This is a genomic window from Polymorphobacter multimanifer (assembly GCF_014205635.1).
In the GTDB taxonomy this organism is placed as follows: Bacteria; Pseudomonadota; Alphaproteobacteria; order Sphingomonadales; family Sphingomonadaceae; genus Sandarakinorhabdus; species Sandarakinorhabdus multimanifer.
On sequence record NZ_JACIIV010000008.1, the window covers coordinates 76,990 to 95,465 of the forward strand.

Genomic DNA, 18,476 nt, shown 5'->3' on the forward strand with positions numbered 1-18,476 from the left:
GCGCTTAGTAGGTGTTCTTGTGGAGCACCCCATCCTTCATGATGACGGCGAAGCTGGTTTCGGGCCGGGCGAGCAGATCGATATCGGAGAGCGGATCGCCATTCACCAGAAGCAGATCGGCGAGTGCGCCTTTTGCCACGACACCGAGGCGACCCTGATAGGGGCTGCGCAGCCCTGAGCGGGCGAGCAGCTGGGCATTGTCGTGGGTGACGAGCTTGAGGATTTCTGCCGGGGAGAACCAGGGCTTGAGCGCGGTGATATACTGGTTCTGGTCCCCGTTGATTTCGGGCTGGAACAGGAAATCGGTTCCCCAGGCCAGTTTGACGCCGAGGCGCTTGGCGAGTGGCCAGACCTTGGCCTGGCCTTCGAGTACGGGGGCACGTTTGATGCGGCGGTTTTCGTCCATGCTGTCGTTGTTGTCGATGAGCACCTGGAGCGAGAGGATGACGTCTTTCGCCTTCATCAGCTTGAGCGTGGGCTCATCGAGGAGCTGGCCGTGTTCGACCGAGCGGACGCCGGCTTCCAGCGCGCGGCGGATGGCGCGCGGGGTATAGGCGTGGACGGTGACATAGGTGCCCCAATCCTCGGCGGCTTCGACGGCGGCCTTCATCTCGTCGGGGGTGTATTGGGTGACGTCGACCGGATCATAGGCTGATGAGGTGCCGCCGCCGGCCATGAGCTTGAGCTGGCTGGCGCCGAAGCGCAGGTTCTCACGCACCGCGGTGAGCACGTCGTCGCGCCCATCGGCGATGAAGGTGGCGCCGAGCTTTTCAGCGCGCGAGAGCTGGCCGGTGAAGCGGCGCGACGGCTCGCTGGGCAGGCGGAAATCGCCGTGTCCCGAGGTCTGGCTGATGACGGCGCCTGAGGGCCAGATGCGGGGGCCGGGGAATCTGCCTGCGTCGATCCCGGCCTTGAGGGGAAACACCGGGCCGCCGACATCGCGGACGGCGGTGAAGCCGCGCAGCAGCATGCGGCCGGCCTCGGCCTCGGCCTGTTTGAAGGCGGATTCGGGGGTGAGATCGGGGGCGAGCAGGCTCATCATCGTCATCGAGGAGAAGACGAGATGGACATGTACATCGATGAGGCCCGGCATGAGCGTGCGGCCGTTGCCCTGGATGACCGTGGCCTGTGGGCTGGCGGTGGTGGCAGAAACTGCTTCCGGGCCGATGGCGGCGATGGTGTTGCCGCGGACGAGGACCGAGGTGGGGGCCGACAGGCGGGGCGTGGTGCCATCGAAGACGCGGACGTTGGTGAAAAGCGTTTCGGGAGCCGCTTGTGGCTGGGCGTAGACCGGCGATGACAGCAGTGTGGCAATGATGGACGTGATGAGCCGCATGAAGATGTTCCTCCTGTTCGCGCAGGAAAATACCATCGGACGGGGATGCCGGCAGCCGGTTTATTCGGCAGCGACATCCTGCTGCGCATGGGCGGCGGTGAAGGCTTCGAGGCGCTCGGCGATGATGGCGAGCAGCGGCGTGGGGATGTCCGGCACGGTGGGGAGGCAGGTGAAGCCGGGCTGATCGGAGAGGATCTGATCGCCTTGGCGGATGGTGAAACCTTCATAGCCCTTGGCGACGACGGCGTTGCAGATGTCGGCATAGGTGTGGGGGCCGCCGGCATAGGGCATGAAGCGGCGCGGCTTGCCGGGCACATTTGCGCCCATGTACCAGCTGTTGGCGCGCGGCAGCAGGGTGTGGGCGGCGGTCTGGTCGACGAGCATCGTCCAGGTGGATTGGGACGGCGTCGAAGGGCCTTGGGGGGGCGTAGCGCTCGGACCATTGCCATTCGCGGACGAGATCATCGTCGAAGGCGAAGCTGTATTCGATGCTCTGGGTATCGACGCGCGCACCCGGATAGCGGTTCCAGTACCAGGTGCCGCCGACTTCTGACCCGGCCTCGATGGCGCGCACGCTCTGGCCCTGGGCGCGGAGGCGGTGGACGAGATACATGCCGGAGAAGCCGGCGCCGACGATAAGAACGTCAAGCTCGGGGAGGATGGCAGCGGCGTTCGGGGGCGCCACTTGGCTTTGTGGAGAGGGGCAGCGCGCAAAAAAAGCCCGGGGCGTTGCGGCCCCGGGCTTGATTGCGGCGCTGATCGAGGGATCAGACGGCCGGCTTGGTGTCCGCGATGGCGGCGACCGGCGTGGTTGTGGCCGGTGCAGTGGTGGTTGGGGCGCCGGCCGGGGGCGTGGGCATGTTGACCATGCTGTGCGCGCCCTTGAGGGCCGGATAGTCCCGCAGCATCTTGGCGCCGCCAAGCGGGCGGTTGATGCCGTTGTGGCAGGTGGCGCAGTTGACCTTGAGCGGATCGCCCTCGGGACCGCGGCGGTTGCCATAGATGCCCTGGCCGTTGACGGGCCAGACGTCACCGAGATCGTTGATGTAGTTGTTGTTGATGTCGCGCACCATGCGGGTGCCGTACCAGGCATTGACGCGCTGGGTGCGACTGTCGTCCCACTTCCCGAAATTCTGGGAATTGTGACAGAAGGTGCAGTTGACGCCGAGTGCCTGGCTCTGGTGCATCATCAGCGCATAGGTCATTTCGGTGGCTGGAATGGAGGCTTCGTGCTGGCTCGGATAGGCCGAGCGGGCATTGACGCGAACATTGCCGTCACCTTCCAGATACGCTGCAAAGCTGGCGTAGGGGAGCGATGAATATGCGGTCTGCATGAGGGGCGTGTTCTGCCCGCGCTTGTTGCCTGCGAGCTTGCCGGTATTGACGGGGACGCCCGACCAGATGTTGGCGGGGACCGGGTTGCCGCGGTGGCAGGTCCAGCAGGTGACGCCCGCACCTTCGGAGCTTTCGCCATAATTGTTCTGGAAGTGCGGCGTCCAGTTGGCATTGATGGCGCGGGTCATCTGCAGCATCTTGCGCGAGACGACCTTGGTGTAGATCTCGTCCGACGCCATGTTCTCGGGATTGTGACAATAGTTGCAGCCACCGTTTTCGACCGAGCCATCGGCCGGCGACACCCATTCGGTGATCGAGGCCATCATGTAGTTGAACTCGTCGACCGAGATGTCCCCGAGGACCTGGACGTTCTGATAGACATCGCGCGCACGGTCCCCGGTGCGCATGTCCGGGGTGAGCTCATAGGGCGGCGGCGGCACGTCGGCGGCGATCTTGCGGGTCGCCTTGTGCTGGATCTGGTTGATCGCGAGCCCGTTGGGGCCTTGTTGTTCGACGACCTTGGTGCCGATCTCGCAGCCACCCAGCAACAGGGCCGGGATGGCTGCAAGAAGTGTGAGGTGCTTTCTCATCATTGCGGTGCTCCCGGGAGCGTGGACGGATCGACCGTGCCGGTGGCGGGATACTGTTCGGCAAAGTGATGTTCGACAGCCCAGAGATACCAGTTGTCGACAACAGTGCCGGTCAGCAGGATGCCGATGCCGCCCGTGAGCGTCGTCAGCACCGCGAACCACCAGGCCCAGCGGTGAACCGATTCCATGGTGGCATTGAAGCCCATCGTCCAGCGCCAGAACAGCGCAGCGCGTTCTGACGCAGTGCCGCGATCGGTGATCTGCTCGATCTCGCGCTCGCCGCCGTAGCGGCCGACCGCGAGGATGGTCGCCCCGTGCATCGCGAAGAGCAGGGTCGAGCCGTAGAGGAAGGCGATCGAGAGGGCATGGAAGGGGTTGTAGAAGAGGTTGCCGTAGCGGATCGAGAAGGCTGCGGTCCAATCCAGGTGCGGGAAGATGCCGAAGGGCACGGCTTCCGACCAGGAGCCCATGGCGAGCGGACGGATGAAGCCGAGCACCAGATAGAGCCAGATGGCGGAGGCGAAGGCCCAGGCGACATGGGTGCCCATGCCGAGCTCGCGCGCGCGGCGATAGGTGCGTGCCCACCAGAGCAGGATCGAAACGGTGAGGAAGAAACCGGCGATCACCCACCAGCCACCCTCGGCTAGCGGTGGCAGGATCTGGAAGCCATAGCGGGCAGCGGGCGGCTCCAGCGACAACCAGAAGAACTGGCGGACGAACTGGATCGGGTCATAATTGACCGATGCCAGCATGTTCATGCCCATGATGACGATGCTCAGGGTGCCGAAGATGAGCGAGGCGACGCCCAGCTTGCCGAGATAGAGGGGGCCGAGCTGGGCCCCGCCGATCTTGCCCATGAGATAGGTGAAGCCGAAGGGCCCGATGCGCGGATCGTTGTTCGGGCTGAGCGGGACGCCCGGCTCGAGTTCGCCGCGAAGCTGAACCTGGGTGAAGATGTTTTGGTAAGCCATGGTTCAAGCCTCCCCTTAAGCCGACCAGATCGGCAGATTGAGCCACCAGGTCCACCACTCCGGCCAGCCACGCGACCAGAAGGGTCCGCTGAGGATGATGCAGATGGCGCTCCAGAAACCGGCATTGAGGGCCAGCAACAGGCCGACGCGGTGGATGCCGAGCGTGCCGACCGAATAGCCGATCAGATCGCGGAAGAAGGTATCCTCATATTCCGGTGACTTGACGTCCTCGCCCTTGGCAGGGTTGACCGCCGAGAGCACGAGCGCGCCGTGCAGGCCGAGCGCCAGAGTGGTGGTGAAGAAGAAGCTCACCGCCAGCATGTGCGCCGGATTGTAGTGGAAGTGGAGATATTGATAGCCGGTGTTGGACACCCAATCGAGGTGGGGGAAGATCCCGTAGGGGAAGCCCCAGCCCCAGGCGCCCATCAGCACCGGGCGAATGACGACCAGCGACACATAGGCGAAGATGGCGACGCCGAAGGCGACGGGGACATGATAGCCCATGCCGAGCTTGCGGCAGATTTCCACTTCGCGGAGAGCCCAGCTGCAGAAGGCACCGATCGCGCAGATGGTGACGATCTGCCAGAGCCCGCCTTCGCGGAGCGGTGCCAGCGCCAGCCCGTAGCTGATGTCGGGCGGCGCGATGTTGATCAGCCAGGGGTTCCAAGTCGGGCCGATGGCGGCACCGTACAGGATCAGCGCCGTGCCCAGCGCTGCAAAGAAGATCGTCGTCACCCCGAAGAAGCCCACGTAAAATGGGCCCACCCAGAAATCGAAGAGGTCACCGCCGATCAGCGTGCCTCCGCGGACGCGATATTTCCGTTCGAAACTCAACAGCGCCATGGGGCACCTCCCTCCGGGCGACCACTCGGAATAGAGCAGCAGCGCGGGCCTTCAGTCGATGATGCGGACGGACGGGAATGGGGTTGCCAGCCCCGTCCGTCGCGCAAGGTCAGTCACTTGGTCTGCACGAAACCGTGATGTCAGGCGTTTGCGCTGACGTCGGTCACAGCCGCCGTGGTGTCCGCCGCCGGGGCGGCACCATCGAGCCAGTTGTAACGCTCGGTGCTGAGCAGGATGAAGTGGATCAGGATTGCCAGCGTGAAAAGGAACACGGCCAGCGCAGTCATGATCCGCTGCGGGTTGAAGGTCTGCCAGACTCTCCACATTGTCATTCTCCTTAAATGCGGGGTGAGGCGGCAGCAGCCGACTCAGCCATCTGGGTGCTCTCGATCGAAGCGGTATTCGGCCGTGCTTCACCGAGCCAAGGCCGCCAGGCCCAGACCAGGAAGTGGGCGATGATCGCCACGAACGTAAAGAACGCCATCGACGCAACGAAGCCCTTGTGGAACTCCTTCGCCTCGGCGTCGGTCAGGTACGTGCCCGGACCAATCTTGCTGTCATTCATGCAGTTTTCCTCCAGTCTGTCCGCCAAACGGGGCCACGATGGCCTCGCCCGACCGGCGGCTTTGCGGCGTTGGAAACCACCGCAAAGGGGTTGATGGCCGAAGTGGCCAAAAGGGTTCGCGCGCGGGTCATGCGGCCTGCGCTTCGTAAAGGGTGGCGGCGGCGTGGAGCCGCTCGAGCGAAACGGTCTTCTCGCCGGCATCGCGCGTGGCGCGCTCGGCGGCATCGCGCAGGCGCTTGGCGGCGGAGATGCGCACCAGCACCGGCTCGCGATCGACCATGGCATCGAGCTCGGAGCGGGCATCATCGTCCCAGCCCACGCTTTCGAGCAACTTGGACGGTGTGGCCTCGGCGCGGTCCATCTGCGTGGAGAGCGGCAGGATGAAGAACAGCGCGTCGAACAGCGCGTTGCAGACCTCCTGGATGAGGTAGGTGGCGCCCGAATAGCCCATGAACGGCGAGCCGGTGTGGCGCCGGATGGCGGCACCGGGGAAGCTGGCGGGGATGAACACCGAGCGGGAGTTCAGCTCCGCCATGTACATCCGCTCGTTGTAGGAGCCGAACACCATGAGCGGTGGCTTGGTGGCGATGGCATCGCGCACGGCGGCATTGTCGGGCTTGATGCCGGCGGTGCGCGCGAAGCTGAAGGTGCAGGGCAGGCCCATGTCTTCCTCGAGGAAGGCACGCAGGCCGCGGGAATAGGTTTCGGTGGCGACGACGGCGAAGCTGGCGGTGCCGAAGAAATCCTGGGTGACCGAGCGCCACAAGTCCCAGAGCGGCTTGATGGTGGTGTGCTTTTCCTTCTCGATGAAGGGCTCGGGATCGACGCCGGTCAGTTCGCCGAGCTTGCGGAGGAACAGCGTGGTGGAATTGAGGCCGATCGGCGCCTGCAGATAGGGGCGTTCGAGCGTTTCGCAGAGGTTGCGGCCGAACTCGCGGTACATGCAGACATTGACCTCGGCATCGGCGAGCTTGCGGACATCGGCGAGGTGGCTGCCGAGCGGAAATACCATGTTGACGTCGCAGCCGATGCCTTCGATGAGGCGGCGGATTTCGGCGAGGTCGGACGCCATGTTGAAGGTGCCGTAGATGGGGCCGATGATGTTGACCTTGGGACGCGCACCCTCCTTGCGGGGCTTGATGGGCGGCACTTTCTTGGGCCCATATTGTGTCCAGAGCCAGGTCATGGCGCGGTCGGCGGCTTGCCACTGGTCTTCATCGATGGTGCGCGGCAGGAAGCGCTGGATGTTGGTGCCTTCGGGGGTGACGCCGCCGCCGATCATTTCCGCGATCGAGCCGGTGACGACGACCGAGGGCAAGTTGGGATCGAGGGTCTTCCAGGCGCGCTTCATGGCGCCTTCGGTGCCGGTTTTCGCCAGCTCGTCCTCGCCGAGGCCGGTGACGACGATGGGCAGCTCGTGCGGCGGCAGGCCGTCGGTATAGTGGAGGACCGAGGTGACGGGGAGGTTTTCGCAGCCGACGGGGCCATCGATGATGACCTGCATGCCCTTGATGGCGCAGAACACGTAAACCGCGCCCCAGTAACCGCCGGCCCGATCATGATCGAGGATGAGCGTCATGAGCCGATCGCCTCCTGATCCTTGGCGGCGGCGAACTGCTTGGCGGCGAACTTCTTCTTGAATTCGGGCCGGTCCTTCGGCGTATCTTCCCAGATGCCGGCGGTATAGCCTTCGCCGACGCCCTCGAAGAATGCGTGCATCTTGTCGAAACGGGCCTTGTTGGCGAGCGCGCCGCCGATGACCTGGGCGAGGCTGCCGGCACCGGCGGGGCCCATCAGCGGGCGGGCGGAGATGAGGTTGGTGAAGTAGAGTGCCGGGGTGGCGTGCTGCTTGGCGTGCTGGACGACGGGCGTGGTGCCGATGGCGAGATCGGGCTTGTATTCATCGACCGCGGCAATGTCCTGCTCGAGGCTGGCGCGATACTGGATGCGGGTGCCCTTGGCCTCGAGCCATTCGCGATCGGGGTCCGACCAGCGGGTGCGGGGGGCGGCGGTGCCGACATAGGGGACATCCGCACCGCTTTCGATGAGCAGGCGGGCGACGAGAAGCTCCGAGCCTTCATAGCCCGAGACGGTGATGCGGCCCCTGATCGGCTTGCCGGCGAGCGCTGCGGCGATGGCGGGGAGGAATTTGTTGTGGGCGGCGGCGATCTTGTCTGCCGGGATGCCACAGGCTTCGCCGATGGCGGTGAGCCAGGCGGCGGTGCCATCGCGGCCGACGGGAGCCGAGCCGACGACCTTGCGGCCTGCGGCTTCGAACTCGCGGACCGAGGCGGTGTAGAAGGGATGGATGGCAGCGACGGCGGCGCAATCGAGCGCGGCATAGAGCTCGCGCCATTCGCGGGTGGGGACGACAGGACCGGCAGCGAGGCCCATCGGCTCGAGCATCATCGAGATGCCGACCGGATCGGCGGGGAACATCTCGCCGAGCAGCGTGATCGTCGGCTTGTCGGGGCGCACGGCGGGTGCAGCGACCGGGCCTGCCATCACTTCCTTGCGGGCGTAATTGAGCATGGCGCCGGCCAGCACATCCTTGGCTTCGGCATGGGTGGGAATGCCGAAGCCCGGCACGTCGATGCCGATGATGCGGACACCGTTGATCACGTCCGGGAGCAGCTGCAGCGGCACGCCCGAGGCGGTGGGGACGCAGAGGTTGGTGATGACGATGGTATCGTAGAGGGCGGGATCGGCCATGTCGTGCACGGCTTCGCGGATATCCTCGAACAGCTTGCCGGTGACGAGCGATTCCGAATTGAACGGCACATAGCCGACGCTGCGGCGCGCACCATAGAAGTGCGAGGTGAAGGTGAGGCCATAGACGCAGCAGGCCGAGCCCGAGAGGATGGTGGCGGTGCGGCGCATGCGCAGGCCGACCCGCAGCGACCCGAACGCCGGGCACATCGATTGCGGCTGGTCGTGCGGGCCCTTGGGATAATCAGCGGCGTAGCGATCGAGCACTTCGGACTTGCCGGCCTTGGCGGCGGCTTCGCGCATCGTGTCGGCGCCGGCGTGGCAGCCTTCGCCTTCCACCGGTGGCGTCGTGACGAGATCGAGCGATTCAGACATTGTCGTAAACGACCTCGAGCGATGGCTTCGTCTCGAACACGCCACCGCGCATGTCGGCCTGAGTGGCGGGATTGAGGGTGAAGTTGCCGCCGGTATCCTCGGGCTTGAACAGGGAAAGCAGGCCGTCCTGATCGAGCGGCCGCGGGCGCACGGGGGGTGCGGTTTCGACGTTGGCGGCGAGATCCTCGAACAGCGGGCCCCATTGGCTCTCGTTGGTGCCAATGATCTGGTAATTGGCGGACTTCTTGCGGATATCGTCGTGCGCCGGGATCGATACGAGGACGGGGATGCCGACGGCATCGGCAAAGGCCTGGGCTTCGCCGGTGCCATCATCCTTGTTGATGAGGATGCCGGCGACGCCGACATTGCCGCCCATCTTGCGAAAATACTCGACCGCCTTGCAGACATTGTTTGCGACATAGAGCGACTGCAGGTCGTTGGAAGCGACGACGATGACCTTCTGGCACATGTCCCGCGCGATCGGCAGGCCGAAACCGCCGCAGACGACATCGCCGAGGAAATCGAGAAGGACGTAGTCGAAGCCCCAGTCGTGAAAGCCGAGCTTTTCGAGCGTCTCGAAGCCGTGGATGATGCCGCGACCGCCGCAGCCGCGACCGACCTCGGGGCCGCCCAATTCCATCGCGAAGACGCCATCACGCTGGAAGCAGACGTCCTCGATCTTGAGTTCCTCGCCGGCGAGCTTCTTGATCGAGGAGGTTTCGATGATCGTGGGGGTGGCCTTGCCGCCGAACAGCAGCGAAGTGGTATCGGACTTGGGATCGCAGCCGATGAGCAGCACGCGCTTGCCCTGCTGCGCCATCATGTAGCTGAGGTTGGCGAGGGCGAAGCTCTTGCCCGAACCGCCCTTGCCATAGATGGCGATGATCTGGGTTTCCTTGGTCACCGGGCCGGTGTGGACAGCATCGGGCTCGATATCGGCTTCCGCGCGAAGGGCTGCGGCTTCATCGAGAAGGGCCTGGACACTCATGCGACGTTTCTCCAGTCGAAGACCATTTTCAGGCAGGACGGATTGGTGAAGGCTTGGCCATAGGCGGTGGCGGCATCGTTGGCGGGGACACGGTTGGTGACCAGCCCATCGAGCGAAAGGGTGCCGGCATCGACCATGGCGATCACGTCCGCGAGGTCCTGTGGCTGGAACTCGGTGGCGATGCGCATCCGCATTTCGCGGCGGAAGGCGGGGGCGAAATTGAAGTGCAGTGGCTGGGCGTAGAAGCCGACGAGCACGATCTCGCCGCCGGGCGCCATGCGCATGACCAGCGGATCGATGATGTCCGAATCGCCGGAGCAATCGTAGATGCTCTTGTAGTCGCGGCGCTCGTCGGCATCGGCGGTGGTGACCGCATAGCCTTCGGCGCCATCCATGCGCTCGGGGGCGATCTCCCACACAGTGGGGGACTGGCCCTGGGCGACGGCCATGCGGGCGATGAGCCGGCCGAGGACGCCATGGCCGATGACGAGATCGGGCAGCGCGCCGCCGACCATCGCGTGGCGGGCAGTGGCGGCAAGCGACAGCAGGACGGCCTGCTCGCCGAGGCCCGAGGGGATGGAGAGCACGCGGTTGGTGCCGGTGATGAGGGTTTGCGCCGAACCGCCGAACAGGCCGCGCGCGCCGATGAACTTGGACGAGCCGGGAACGAACACCGCTTCTCCGATGCGGCTGCGCGCCGACTCGCCGGCATCGACGATACGGCCGACGGCCTCATAGCCCGGCACCAGCGGATAACCGAGGCCGGGAAAGACCGGCATGGTGCCGTTATAGAGCAGTTTTTCGGTGCCCATGGAGATACCGCTGAAATCCACCGAAACAATGACGTCATTGCCTTCGGGAGGCATCATTCCGAGGCGACGGAGAGCGACTTCTCCCGGTGCCTCAACAACGACTGCCAGTGTTTCCATGCTTGCTCCCCGGGGAGGCTGCCTGTGTGACGCCTCGCCTTCTGTGCGCCAATTTATCGCATCGAACCGGGTTGTAAAGAGAAGTTGACGCTTTTTGGGCGCAAAATCTTATTTTGTTGGTGAAACAGCCGGTTATCGGCGTTTGATGCTGCAGTGCAACAAGCCGGCCAACGCCCCAGGGTCGGCAAAGGGTGGCTTTGATGCGACGTGCTGCCGCAGGTTCATTTGCGTGCGAGCACCATGCGCGTGACCATCGGCAAGGCGGTTTCCACCTCGCGAATGTGGTGGAAGCCAACCGATTCGAGCAGGGCGACATAGGCCTTGAAGGTGCGGGGGCGGCCCGAGCCCATCGCCCAGAGATACAGGCCGAAATAGGCATCGCCCATGGCTTCGGCGCCCTTTGTGCCGGCCATCGGCTCGGCGATGAGCAGCGTGCCGCCGACGGGAAGGGCCGCGTGCACCTTGGCGAGCAGAGCGGCCACCACGGCGTCGTCGTGATCGTGAAGGATGCGCACCAGCGTGACGAGATCGGCGCCGGTCGGCAGCGGATCATCACGGAAGCTGCCGCCATGCGCCTCGACATGCGCGAGGCCGCGCGAATCGAGCACCGCGCGCGCGGCTTCGGCGACGGGTGGGAGGTCGAATAGGGCCAGCGCCAGGCCGGGGTGGCGCGCCGCCACTTCGGCGAGGAAGGCGCCATGGCCGCCGCCGACATCGAGCAGCTTCCGGTGGCGGCCGAAGTCGTGCGCATCGAGCATCTGCTCGGCAACCATCGGCTGCGAGGCTGCCATGAGCGCCGAATAGGCATCGGTTGCGGGATCGGCAGCACTTGCGGGCTCGTCGCGGCCGGCGGCCTCGGCATAGCTCCAGAAGGCGGCGAGCTTGCCGCCGCCACGGCCGCGGCGCAGCAGCGCCACGGGATCGGCAAGATCGTCGTAGAAGATCTTGTGGTGCTCGATCATGGCCAGCGCGCCGGCGTTGCCGGCCAGTGCGGCGCCGCGCTGGCCCAGGGTCCAGCGGTCCCCCTCCAGCGGCTCGACCAGATCGATGGCGGCGGCGGCGGCGAGCAGGCGGGATGCGGCCGGCAGATCGAGTCCGGCCGAGGCGGCGAGGTCGGCAGTGCCGGCGGGGGCGCTGGCCAGCCGCGCGATGATGCCGAGATCGACGGCGGCGGTGAGGGTCTTGGTGTAGACGAACCCGGTGATGATTCCGAACATCGAGGCGGCATGGCCCTGGGCAACGCGGCGCAGCAGCGGCAGGCGCATCGAGGTGCGCTGGAATTTGGGGCTCATCAACCAGGCATTGCGCCAGAGCAGGAAGCGCTCGCGAAAAGGGGGTTTTGCGATCATCTTGTCATCTTCTCTGGACAGTGGGATGGGGGCGGTCAATCATCCGCAAAAGCCGGATCGGCAGAAACCGGGGAGCTTGGGTCTTGGGGCGGGACGCGCCTGTGGTCATTATCGGCGCCGGCATGGGCGGGCTGTGTGCGGCGGCGCGGCTGGCCGCACGCGGTGTGCCGGTGACGGTGATCGAACGGATGGCGACCCCCGGCGGCAAGCTGCGCACGGTGGATTGTGGCGGCGTGGCGGTGGACGCGGGGCCGACGGTGTTCACAGCCAGGCCGATCTTCGAGGCGCTGTTCGAGGATTGCGGCGAGCGTCTTGATGACCATCTGCAACTGGTGAGCACCGAACGGCTGGCGCGGCACGGCTGGCGCGACGGCAGCCGGCTCGACCTGTGGCACGATGCGGCGCGATCGCGCGACGCGGTGGCTGTGTTTGCCGGGGCGAGCGAGGCGCGTGGCTGGGACGGGTTCCAGGCCGAGGCGAAGCGGATCTGGGACGCGCTGGAGACGCGCTTCATGGAGGCGCCGGCGACATCGCCGATCGGGCTGGCGGCGCGCTTCGGGCTGGCGGGGATGCCCGAGATGCTGGCGATCAATCCGTTCCAGACGCTGTGGAAGGCGCTCGGCAAGCATTTCCGCGATCCGCGACTGCAGCAGCTCTATGGGCGCTATGCCACCTATTGCGGCGCTTCGCCCTATGAGGCGACGGCGACGCTGATGCTGATCGCGCATCTGGAAGCGCGCGGCGTGTGGCTGGTCGAAGGCGGGATGCACAAGCTTGCCGAGGCGGTGGCGGCGCTTGCGGCGCGGCATGGCGCGCGGTTTCGCTACAATGCGCATGTCGAGGCGATCCGGGTGGATGGCGGGCGCGCCACCGGCGTGGTGCTGGCGGGGGGCGAAGTGATCGAGGCGGGCGATGTGCTGGCCAATTGCGATGTGTCGGCGCTGGCCGATGGCCGTTTCGGGGCGGCAGCCTCGCGCGCCTTGCAGGGGGTGAAGCCCAGCGACCGGTCGCTCTCGGGCTTTGTGCTGATGCTGACGGGGCGGGCACAGGGGTTCGAGCTCGACCGGCACAATGTGTTCTTTTCCGATGATTATGCGCGGGAGTTTCGCGAGATCTTCGGGCAGAAGCGACTGCCTTCGGCGCCGAGTGTGTATGTTTGCGCGCAGGACCGGGGGGCAGGCGGCTCGCCGCCGGACCTCGAACGCTTTCAATTGATCATCAATGCCCCGGCCACGGGTGATGGCCGCAGCCCCGGACAAGAGGAGATGGATGCATGTCGGACCGCGACCTTCGAGGGCCTCAGCCGCTGCGGGTTGAGCCTGACGCCGCAGGACCTGGTGCAGGTGGACCCGAAGATGTTCGAGGCGCTTTTCCCTTCGAGCGGTGGGGCCCTTTATGGTCGGGCCTCGCACGGGTGGCAGGCCAGCTTCCGCCGGCCGGGAAGCCGCACGCGGTTGAAGGGGCTTTGGGTGGCGGGCGGATCGGCGCATCCGGGGGCGGGCGTGCCGATGGCGGCCTTGTCCGGCCGCTTGGCGAGCGATGCGATCCTTTTGGCCCGCGCTTCGACCAGGACGTGGAGCCCGGGGGCTACCGCTGGTGGTATCTCGACGCCGAATCCGACGACGGCCAGTTCGGGCTGACAGTCATCGCCTTTATCGGCTCGGTATTCTCCCCCTATTACAAGGCCAGCGGGCGCGGGCGGCCGGAAGACCATGTATCGCTCAACGTGGCGCTCTATGGGCCGAAGGGCAAGCGATGGGCCCAACGCTGGACCATGACCGAGCGCGGGGAAAAGGCGCTGTGGCGCGATACGCGGACACTGCGCATCGGGCCGAGCCAGCTGCATTGGGACGGCGAGGCGCTGGTGATCGATGTGCATGAGGTGAATGCGCTGATCCCGCTGCCGGTGCGTGGCCGCATCCGGCTGGTGCCGCAGGTGCTGGGGCAGCGGCGCTTCCGGCTCGACCCTTCGGGCAAACATGTGTGGGAGCCGCTGGCGCCACGCGCGCGGGTGGAGGTGCACATGACCGACCCCGATGTTCGCTGGAGTGGCACTGGCTATCTCGATGCCAACCATGGATCCGAAGCGCTGGAGGATGGGTTTGCCGATTGGCAATGGTCGAGGGCGCATCTGGCGAATGGCGACACGGCGGTGATCTATGAAGGCAAGCTGCGCTCGGGCGAGGACTTCGGCATGGCGCTGCGGATCGGCACCGACGGCAATGCCGAAGTGGCGGAGATGCCGGCGGCGGTGACGCTGCCGAGGACATTGTGGCAGGTGGCCCGGACGACCCGCGCAGATGCCGGCCATGTGACACGGATCCGTGCGACCTGGGAGGACACGCCCTTTTATTCGCGGACGGCGCTGGCGACGCAATTCTGGGGGGAGCCGGTGCATGCGGTGCATGAATCGCTTTCGCTCGACCGGTTTCGCTCGGGAATCGTGCAGTGGATGCTGCCGTGGCGCATGCCGCGCCGGCTGTGATTTGTGCTGTGATGCGGGCGGTGCTGCTGGTGGGGGCGCTGGCTTTGGCCGGGTGCGCTGGCGGTAGCGGTGGCATGGCGTGGGGAAGCGGTGGCGCGCCGGCGGGCGAACGCGCCGTGCTCGGCATCGATGAGACCGATATCATCGACCTTATCATCGAATGCGCGCCTGCCAGGCGGGGTGTGCGGTTCGTGATGCCGGTGGGGGAAACGGCGAAGCCGGGGCAGATCGAACTCGGCATCGGCGACGCGCGCTTCGTGGGGCGCGAGACGATGGAGGGCGAATATGAGTCGCTGCAATCGGTGACGACGGTGCCGCCGGGGCATTTGCTGCTTGCGCGCATCGCGGCCGGGGCGCCGCGACTGTCGATCCGATACAACGGCAAGCGCAGTCGCGTTAAGCTTGGGCCGGTGCCGCAACAGGCCGTGCAGCGGTGCCTGGCCGGCATCTGACACACGACCGGCAGGACCGGCTGCGACAAGCAGCGGCGATCCTGCCGGGTAAGTGCAGTGAACTCAGCCCGTTACGCCGGGATCAGTTCGTTTCATCGGCGCGTTCGATCGACACGTCCGGCACTTCGACAGTGCGGGTTTCCGTACCGACGTCGATGCTGCCGGTGTCGAGATCGACATCGGGAGTTTCGCCGCCGCTGACGGTGACGTCAGGCGCGCGCAGCTCGCCGCTTGAATTGAGCGAAAGAAGCCCGGTTGCAAAGGCCAGCACGACACCGACCACGAGGACGAGGATGATGATGAGGACGGGCGATACGCCCTTGCGTCGCTCCTCGACATGATGGGTCGTGTCGACGCGTTCCGTACGGAGGCGGGGATCGATTGGATCGGCTGGCATGGGGAAAATCCTCTGTTGGTTGTGCGCGAACAACGCGGCAGCCGCATTTATGTTCCCGGAGGTGCCGCCCGGGGGCGCGTCAGGGCAGGTTGTCGTCCTTGTGGGGATCGGGCTTTTCAGGATCGGGCTTGTGGGGATCGGAACCCCTGCCAGGATTGTCCCCGGGCTTTTCACGCAACGACCAGAAGGTCCATACCGTGAAGCCGCCGACGATGGCGAACATCATCACCAACTCGATCAGGCCATAGTAGCGCGCGTCCATACCGGTATGATGCCATTGTTCGGTTGCTGTGGTGTAGCGGAAAATACGATTTATTCCATGCAGGATGCTTATACTGTTTTCATGAAGTTGTTGTCATGGCACCTTTCTTTTCGGCAGATCGTTCGGCACATTCGGACGTTGCGATGGCGCTGCTGTAGGTATCGTCGGGACAACCGGACGCTCCGGCCGATCAAACTGCATGGCCATTCACATGACGTTTGCCATTCGACATGAATGGCCGAGAATGAGGCTGGCTTGCCGCCCGTGTCTGCACCGGGAGAGCCTTGAAATGACGAACTGCCCTGTTTCGGCACCTGTTTCCGCAGCGGGCTTTGCCTCGACGAGCAATGACTGGTTGCACCGATTGCCCTAAGCTGAGTCATGGGCGGGCGGCAAAATGGGGATCGCATGACGACATTGCCGAATATTTCCGTTCTTGCCGAGCCGATTTCTGAAAGGGCAGATGATGCAGCTTTCCCGGCGTGAAATCCTGGCAACGCTCGCGATGGCGGCAGCGGCGCCCTCGCATGCGGCCTCGCCGGCAGGCGGTCTTGTCAAGCCGCGCCGCCTGCGACCCGGCGACACCATCGGTCTGATCGAGCCGGCATCGGCCAGCGACGAGTTGTTTCAGCTGACCATGGTCGAGGAAATGGTCGCCGCGATTGGATTGAAGGCCAGGCGCGCGCCCAACCTGGCAAGCCGCCACGGCTATCTGGGCGGCACCGACGAAAGCCGCGCCGCCGATGTCAACGCCATGTTCCGCGACCCCCAGGTGAAGGCGGTTTTCGCAGTGCGCGGCGGCTGGGGCAGTGCCCGGATTCTCCCGCTTCTCGATTGGCCGATGATCCGGGCCAATCCCAAGCTGGTGCTGGGCTTCAGCGATATCACTGCGCTGCACATGGCGATTGCCGCCAAAGCCGGCTTTGTGACATTGCACGGCCCCAATGCCGGCAGTGCGTGGGGCACGGCATCGGTTGAACATTTCCGCGCAATTGCCTTTGATGGCGCGACGCCGTTGCTGGTCAATCCGCCGGGCACCGAAAACCGACTGGTGCAGCGACTGTGGCGCACCCAGACGATCCGCAGCGGTCGAGCGCGCGGACGGCTGCTGGGAGGCAACCTCACCGTGCTGACGGCGCTGGCGGGCACCGAGTACATGCCGGATTTTTCGGGCGCGATCCTGTTTCTGGAGGATGTGGACGAAGCCGAGTATCGGATCGACCGGATGCTGACCCAGCTGGGCCAGGCCGGCGTGCTGGGCAAGGTGGCGGGCGTGGTCTTCGGCCAATGCACCAACTGCACAGGATCGAGCAGCGGGCGGTATGGCGGGTTTACCGTGACCGACCTTCTGATCCATCACCTGGGGCGGCTGGGCGTGCCGGCCTATCAGGGCGCCTGGTTCGGCCACATTGCCGACCAGTTTACCCTGCCCGTAGGCGCGATGGCTGAAATCGACGCCGCCACAGGCACCATTCTGCTGCTGGAGCCGGCGGTGGTGTGACATAAGGAAAGCACAGCCGAATGTCGTGACCGATGTCGGCAGCGATCAGATCGACCCCGGGCGGCCGGACAGCAAAGGGGCATGCACAATGTGCGCCGTGATCCGCTCAATCGCACTTGGGTACCATGGCCATCGTCATTCCGCCCGGGCCCGAGATGGCGCGCGATACCATCCGGCACTTCTTCTTCGATCCTGCCGGTTTTGCAGCAGACGCGGACGCATTCGACCCCGGCCCGCATACCCCGGCTGCAGTCAGGCTGGCCCGCGACTTGATGCCCTCCTCGCGCGCCCAGGCATCGGCTTTTGTTCGGCCATGCAGGATGCGCCGTGCTGCATAGGCACTTTCCAGCTTCTTGCGCTCTGCTGCCGGGACATCGTCAGCGGTGCACTCCCGGGCTGCAGCAGGCGCGCTCCACGCCAGCGCGGAGAACAGAGCGATGGAAGCAAGCCGAAATGCCAACTGATTTGCAGCGATCATGGGCAACACTCCTTTGAAGCCGAATTGGCTTCTGCTGATCAACGCCCCGATCCTGCACCCGGCAAACGCAATGCGACTGATGGGGGCCCGGCAGCGGCGAGATGTGGTCAGCCTTCGTCGCGGCGGAAACATGCCGGCGCGGCTCGATCAAGTCGCGCATGCGCGAATGGCTTGAAGGCCGTACGGACTGCCCCGGACCGGCCGAGGCCGCGGCACGGCGGCGCGGAGGGAGCAATCGGCGCTGTGGCGGGTTGACCTGCCATCCATCACAGCAGCGAGGCAAGTTTGCCGATCACCACCAACCCCGAATGGCAGCAGATGGCGCTGTATGCCGGTGCTGCTGCCCTTGTGCTGCTGTTGCTGTTCAACCTGCCTTATGTCGGCCGCGCGATACGGGCGCTCTTCTCCTTCGGGCTGCTGGCATTTGCGTTGTTCATCGTGTTCCAGCAGGCGCCGTTCGACCCCGACCTGGCGCGCGTGTCGCGCTCGCTCGGCGTGGATGGGCAGCAGGTTGTCGGCGAGGAGGTGCGCATCCGGCTGGCGCGCGACGGGCATTTCTGGACGCAGGTCGAGATCAACGGTGTGGCTCGGCGGATGCTGGTCGACAGCGGCGCGACGGTGACGGCGCTTTCGCAATCGACGGCCGATGCGGCTGCGGTGACGCGCGACATCGGCGGGCTGCCGGTGATGATGCGCACCGCCAATGGCACGGTGCGCGCCGAGACCGGCACGATCGAGCGACTCGGCATCGGCGGGATTGAGGCCACGGCGCTGAAAGTGGTGATTTCACCGGCGCTCGGCAACATCGATGTGCTGGGTATGAACTTCCTGTCGCAGCTGGCGGGGTGGCGGGTGGAAGACAATGTGCTGATCATGCGCCCGCGCGGGACCGCCGAGGCCAGCTGAACGCG

The 18,476-nt window shown here is 65.4% G+C and carries 20 protein-coding genes and 1 pseudogene; 5 read left to right on the top strand and 16 right to left on the bottom strand.

Annotation, left to right across the window (positions count from 1 at the left end; translation table 11 throughout):
* Positions 1-4: 4 nt before the first annotated feature.
* The 13 genes and pseudogenes from FHS79_RS06545 to FHS79_RS06605 form a co-directional block, all read right to left on the bottom strand.
* Positions 5-1,336 (bottom strand): metal-dependent hydrolase family protein, encoded by a 1,332-nt coding sequence (locus FHS79_RS06545; protein ID WP_184197183.1) that lies wholly within the window; start codon positions 1,334-1,336, stop codon positions 5-7.
* Between the two features lie 60 nt (positions 1,337-1,396).
* Positions 1,397-1,720: a hypothetical protein gene (locus tag FHS79_RS06550; RefSeq protein WP_243452734.1), complete on the bottom strand. Its 324-nt coding sequence runs from the start codon at positions 1,718-1,720 to the stop codon at positions 1,397-1,399.
* A gap of 124 nt (positions 1,721-1,844) precedes the next feature.
* Positions 1,845-2,021: pseudogene (locus tag FHS79_RS19300) on the bottom strand (NAD(P)-binding protein); the annotation flags it as partial.
* An 82-nt stretch (positions 2,022-2,103) separates the two neighbouring features.
* Entirely contained in the window at positions 2,104-3,264 is a 1,161-nt protein-coding gene (gene pufC / locus FHS79_RS06560) for a photosynthetic reaction center cytochrome PufC (protein ID WP_207792246.1), read from the bottom strand.
* A complete protein-coding gene (gene pufM / locus FHS79_RS06565) occupies positions 3,261-4,232 on the bottom strand; it encodes a photosynthetic reaction center subunit M (protein ID WP_184197192.1) in 972 nt (323 codons plus the stop codon). The genes pufC and pufM overlap by 4 nt, the downstream gene beginning before the upstream one ends.
* 15 nt (positions 4,233-4,247) lie before the next feature.
* A complete protein-coding gene (gene pufL / locus FHS79_RS06570) occupies positions 4,248-5,075 on the bottom strand; it encodes a photosynthetic reaction center subunit L (protein WP_184197195.1) in 828 nt (275 codons plus the stop codon).
* Between the two features lie 140 nt (positions 5,076-5,215).
* Positions 5,216-5,401: a light-harvesting antenna LH1, alpha subunit gene (pufA, locus tag FHS79_RS06575; protein WP_184197198.1), complete on the bottom strand. Its 186-nt coding sequence runs from the start codon at positions 5,399-5,401 to the stop codon at positions 5,216-5,218.
* An 11-nt stretch (positions 5,402-5,412) separates the two neighbouring features.
* Entirely contained in the window at positions 5,413-5,640 is a 228-nt protein-coding gene (gene pufB / locus FHS79_RS06580) for a light-harvesting antenna LH1, beta subunit (protein ID WP_184197202.1), read from the bottom strand.
* A 127-nt stretch (positions 5,641-5,767) separates the two neighbouring features.
* The gene (bchZ, locus tag FHS79_RS06585; protein ID WP_184197204.1) at positions 5,768-7,219 is read right to left on the bottom strand and encodes a chlorophyllide a reductase subunit Z; all 1,452 of its coding nucleotides are present in this window, start codon (positions 7,217-7,219) and stop codon (positions 5,768-5,770) included.
* Entirely contained in the window at positions 7,216-8,724 is a 1,509-nt protein-coding gene (gene bchY / locus FHS79_RS06590) for a chlorophyllide a reductase subunit Y (RefSeq protein ID WP_243452716.1), read from the bottom strand. Before bchY ends, bchZ begins: the two co-directional genes overlap by 4 nt.
* Entirely contained in the window at positions 8,717-9,712 is a 996-nt protein-coding gene (locus FHS79_RS06595; RefSeq protein ID WP_184197207.1) for a chlorophyllide a reductase iron protein subunit X, read from the bottom strand. Before FHS79_RS06595 ends, bchY begins: the two co-directional genes overlap by 8 nt.
* Positions 9,709-10,641: a chlorophyll synthesis pathway protein BchC gene (gene bchC, locus FHS79_RS06600; protein WP_184197210.1), complete on the bottom strand. Its 933-nt coding sequence runs from the start codon at positions 10,639-10,641 to the stop codon at positions 9,709-9,711. The genes FHS79_RS06595 and bchC overlap by 4 nt, the downstream gene beginning before the upstream one ends.
* A gap of 221 nt (positions 10,642-10,862) precedes the next feature.
* Positions 10,863-11,990 carry a methyltransferase gene (locus FHS79_RS06605; RefSeq protein WP_184197213.1) on the bottom strand — a complete coding sequence of 376 codons (1,128 nt, stop codon included), beginning with the start codon at positions 11,988-11,990 and terminating at the stop codon, positions 10,863-10,865.
* 101 nt (positions 11,991-12,091) lie between these two features.
* On the opposite strand from FHS79_RS06605, the gene crtD reads away from it, so the two are divergent.
* Genes crtD through FHS79_RS06620 form a run of 3 tightly spaced genes read left to right on the top strand, consistent with a single transcriptional unit; the run spans position 12,092 to position 14,927 of the window.
* A complete protein-coding gene (gene crtD / locus FHS79_RS06610) occupies positions 12,092-13,630 on the top strand; it encodes a 1-hydroxycarotenoid 3,4-desaturase CrtD (RefSeq protein ID WP_341534422.1) in 1,539 nt (512 codons plus the stop codon).
* Positions 13,564-14,475: a hydratase gene (locus tag FHS79_RS06615; protein ID WP_341534423.1), complete on the top strand. Its 912-nt coding sequence runs from the start codon at positions 13,564-13,566 to the stop codon at positions 14,473-14,475. Before crtD ends, FHS79_RS06615 begins: the two co-directional genes overlap by 67 nt.
* Positions 14,476-14,486: 11 nt before the next feature.
* Entirely contained in the window at positions 14,487-14,927 is a 441-nt protein-coding gene (locus FHS79_RS06620) for a hypothetical protein (RefSeq protein ID WP_184197216.1), read from the top strand.
* A gap of 82 nt (positions 14,928-15,009) precedes the next feature.
* Here the strand turns inward: FHS79_RS06620 and FHS79_RS06625 are convergent, their stop codons facing one another.
* On the bottom strand, positions 15,010-15,324 hold the full coding sequence (locus FHS79_RS06625; RefSeq protein ID WP_184197219.1) for a hypothetical protein: 315 nt from the start codon (positions 15,322-15,324) through the stop codon (positions 15,010-15,012).
* Between the two features lie 79 nt (positions 15,325-15,403).
* Positions 15,404-15,586, bottom strand: coding sequence for a hypothetical protein (locus FHS79_RS06630; RefSeq protein WP_184197222.1), 183 nt, complete (start codon positions 15,584-15,586; stop codon positions 15,404-15,406).
* A 466-nt stretch (positions 15,587-16,052) separates the two neighbouring features.
* Between FHS79_RS06630 and FHS79_RS06635 the strand changes: the two genes are divergently transcribed.
* A complete protein-coding gene (locus FHS79_RS06635; protein ID WP_184197432.1) occupies positions 16,053-17,087 on the top strand; it encodes a S66 peptidase family protein in 1,035 nt (344 codons plus the stop codon).
* 106 nt (positions 17,088-17,193) lie between these two features.
* Here the strand turns inward: FHS79_RS06635 and FHS79_RS06640 are convergent, their stop codons facing one another.
* Positions 17,194-17,607, bottom strand: coding sequence for a hypothetical protein (locus FHS79_RS06640; protein WP_184197225.1), 414 nt, complete (start codon positions 17,605-17,607; stop codon positions 17,194-17,196).
* A gap of 243 nt (positions 17,608-17,850) precedes the next feature.
* Here FHS79_RS06640 and FHS79_RS06645 point away from each other — a divergent pair, with 243 nt between their 5' ends.
* Positions 17,851-18,471 (top strand): retropepsin-like aspartic protease family protein, encoded by a 621-nt coding sequence (locus FHS79_RS06645; RefSeq protein ID WP_243452718.1) that lies wholly within the window; start codon positions 17,851-17,853, stop codon positions 18,469-18,471.
* Positions 18,472-18,476 lie beyond the last annotated feature (5 nt).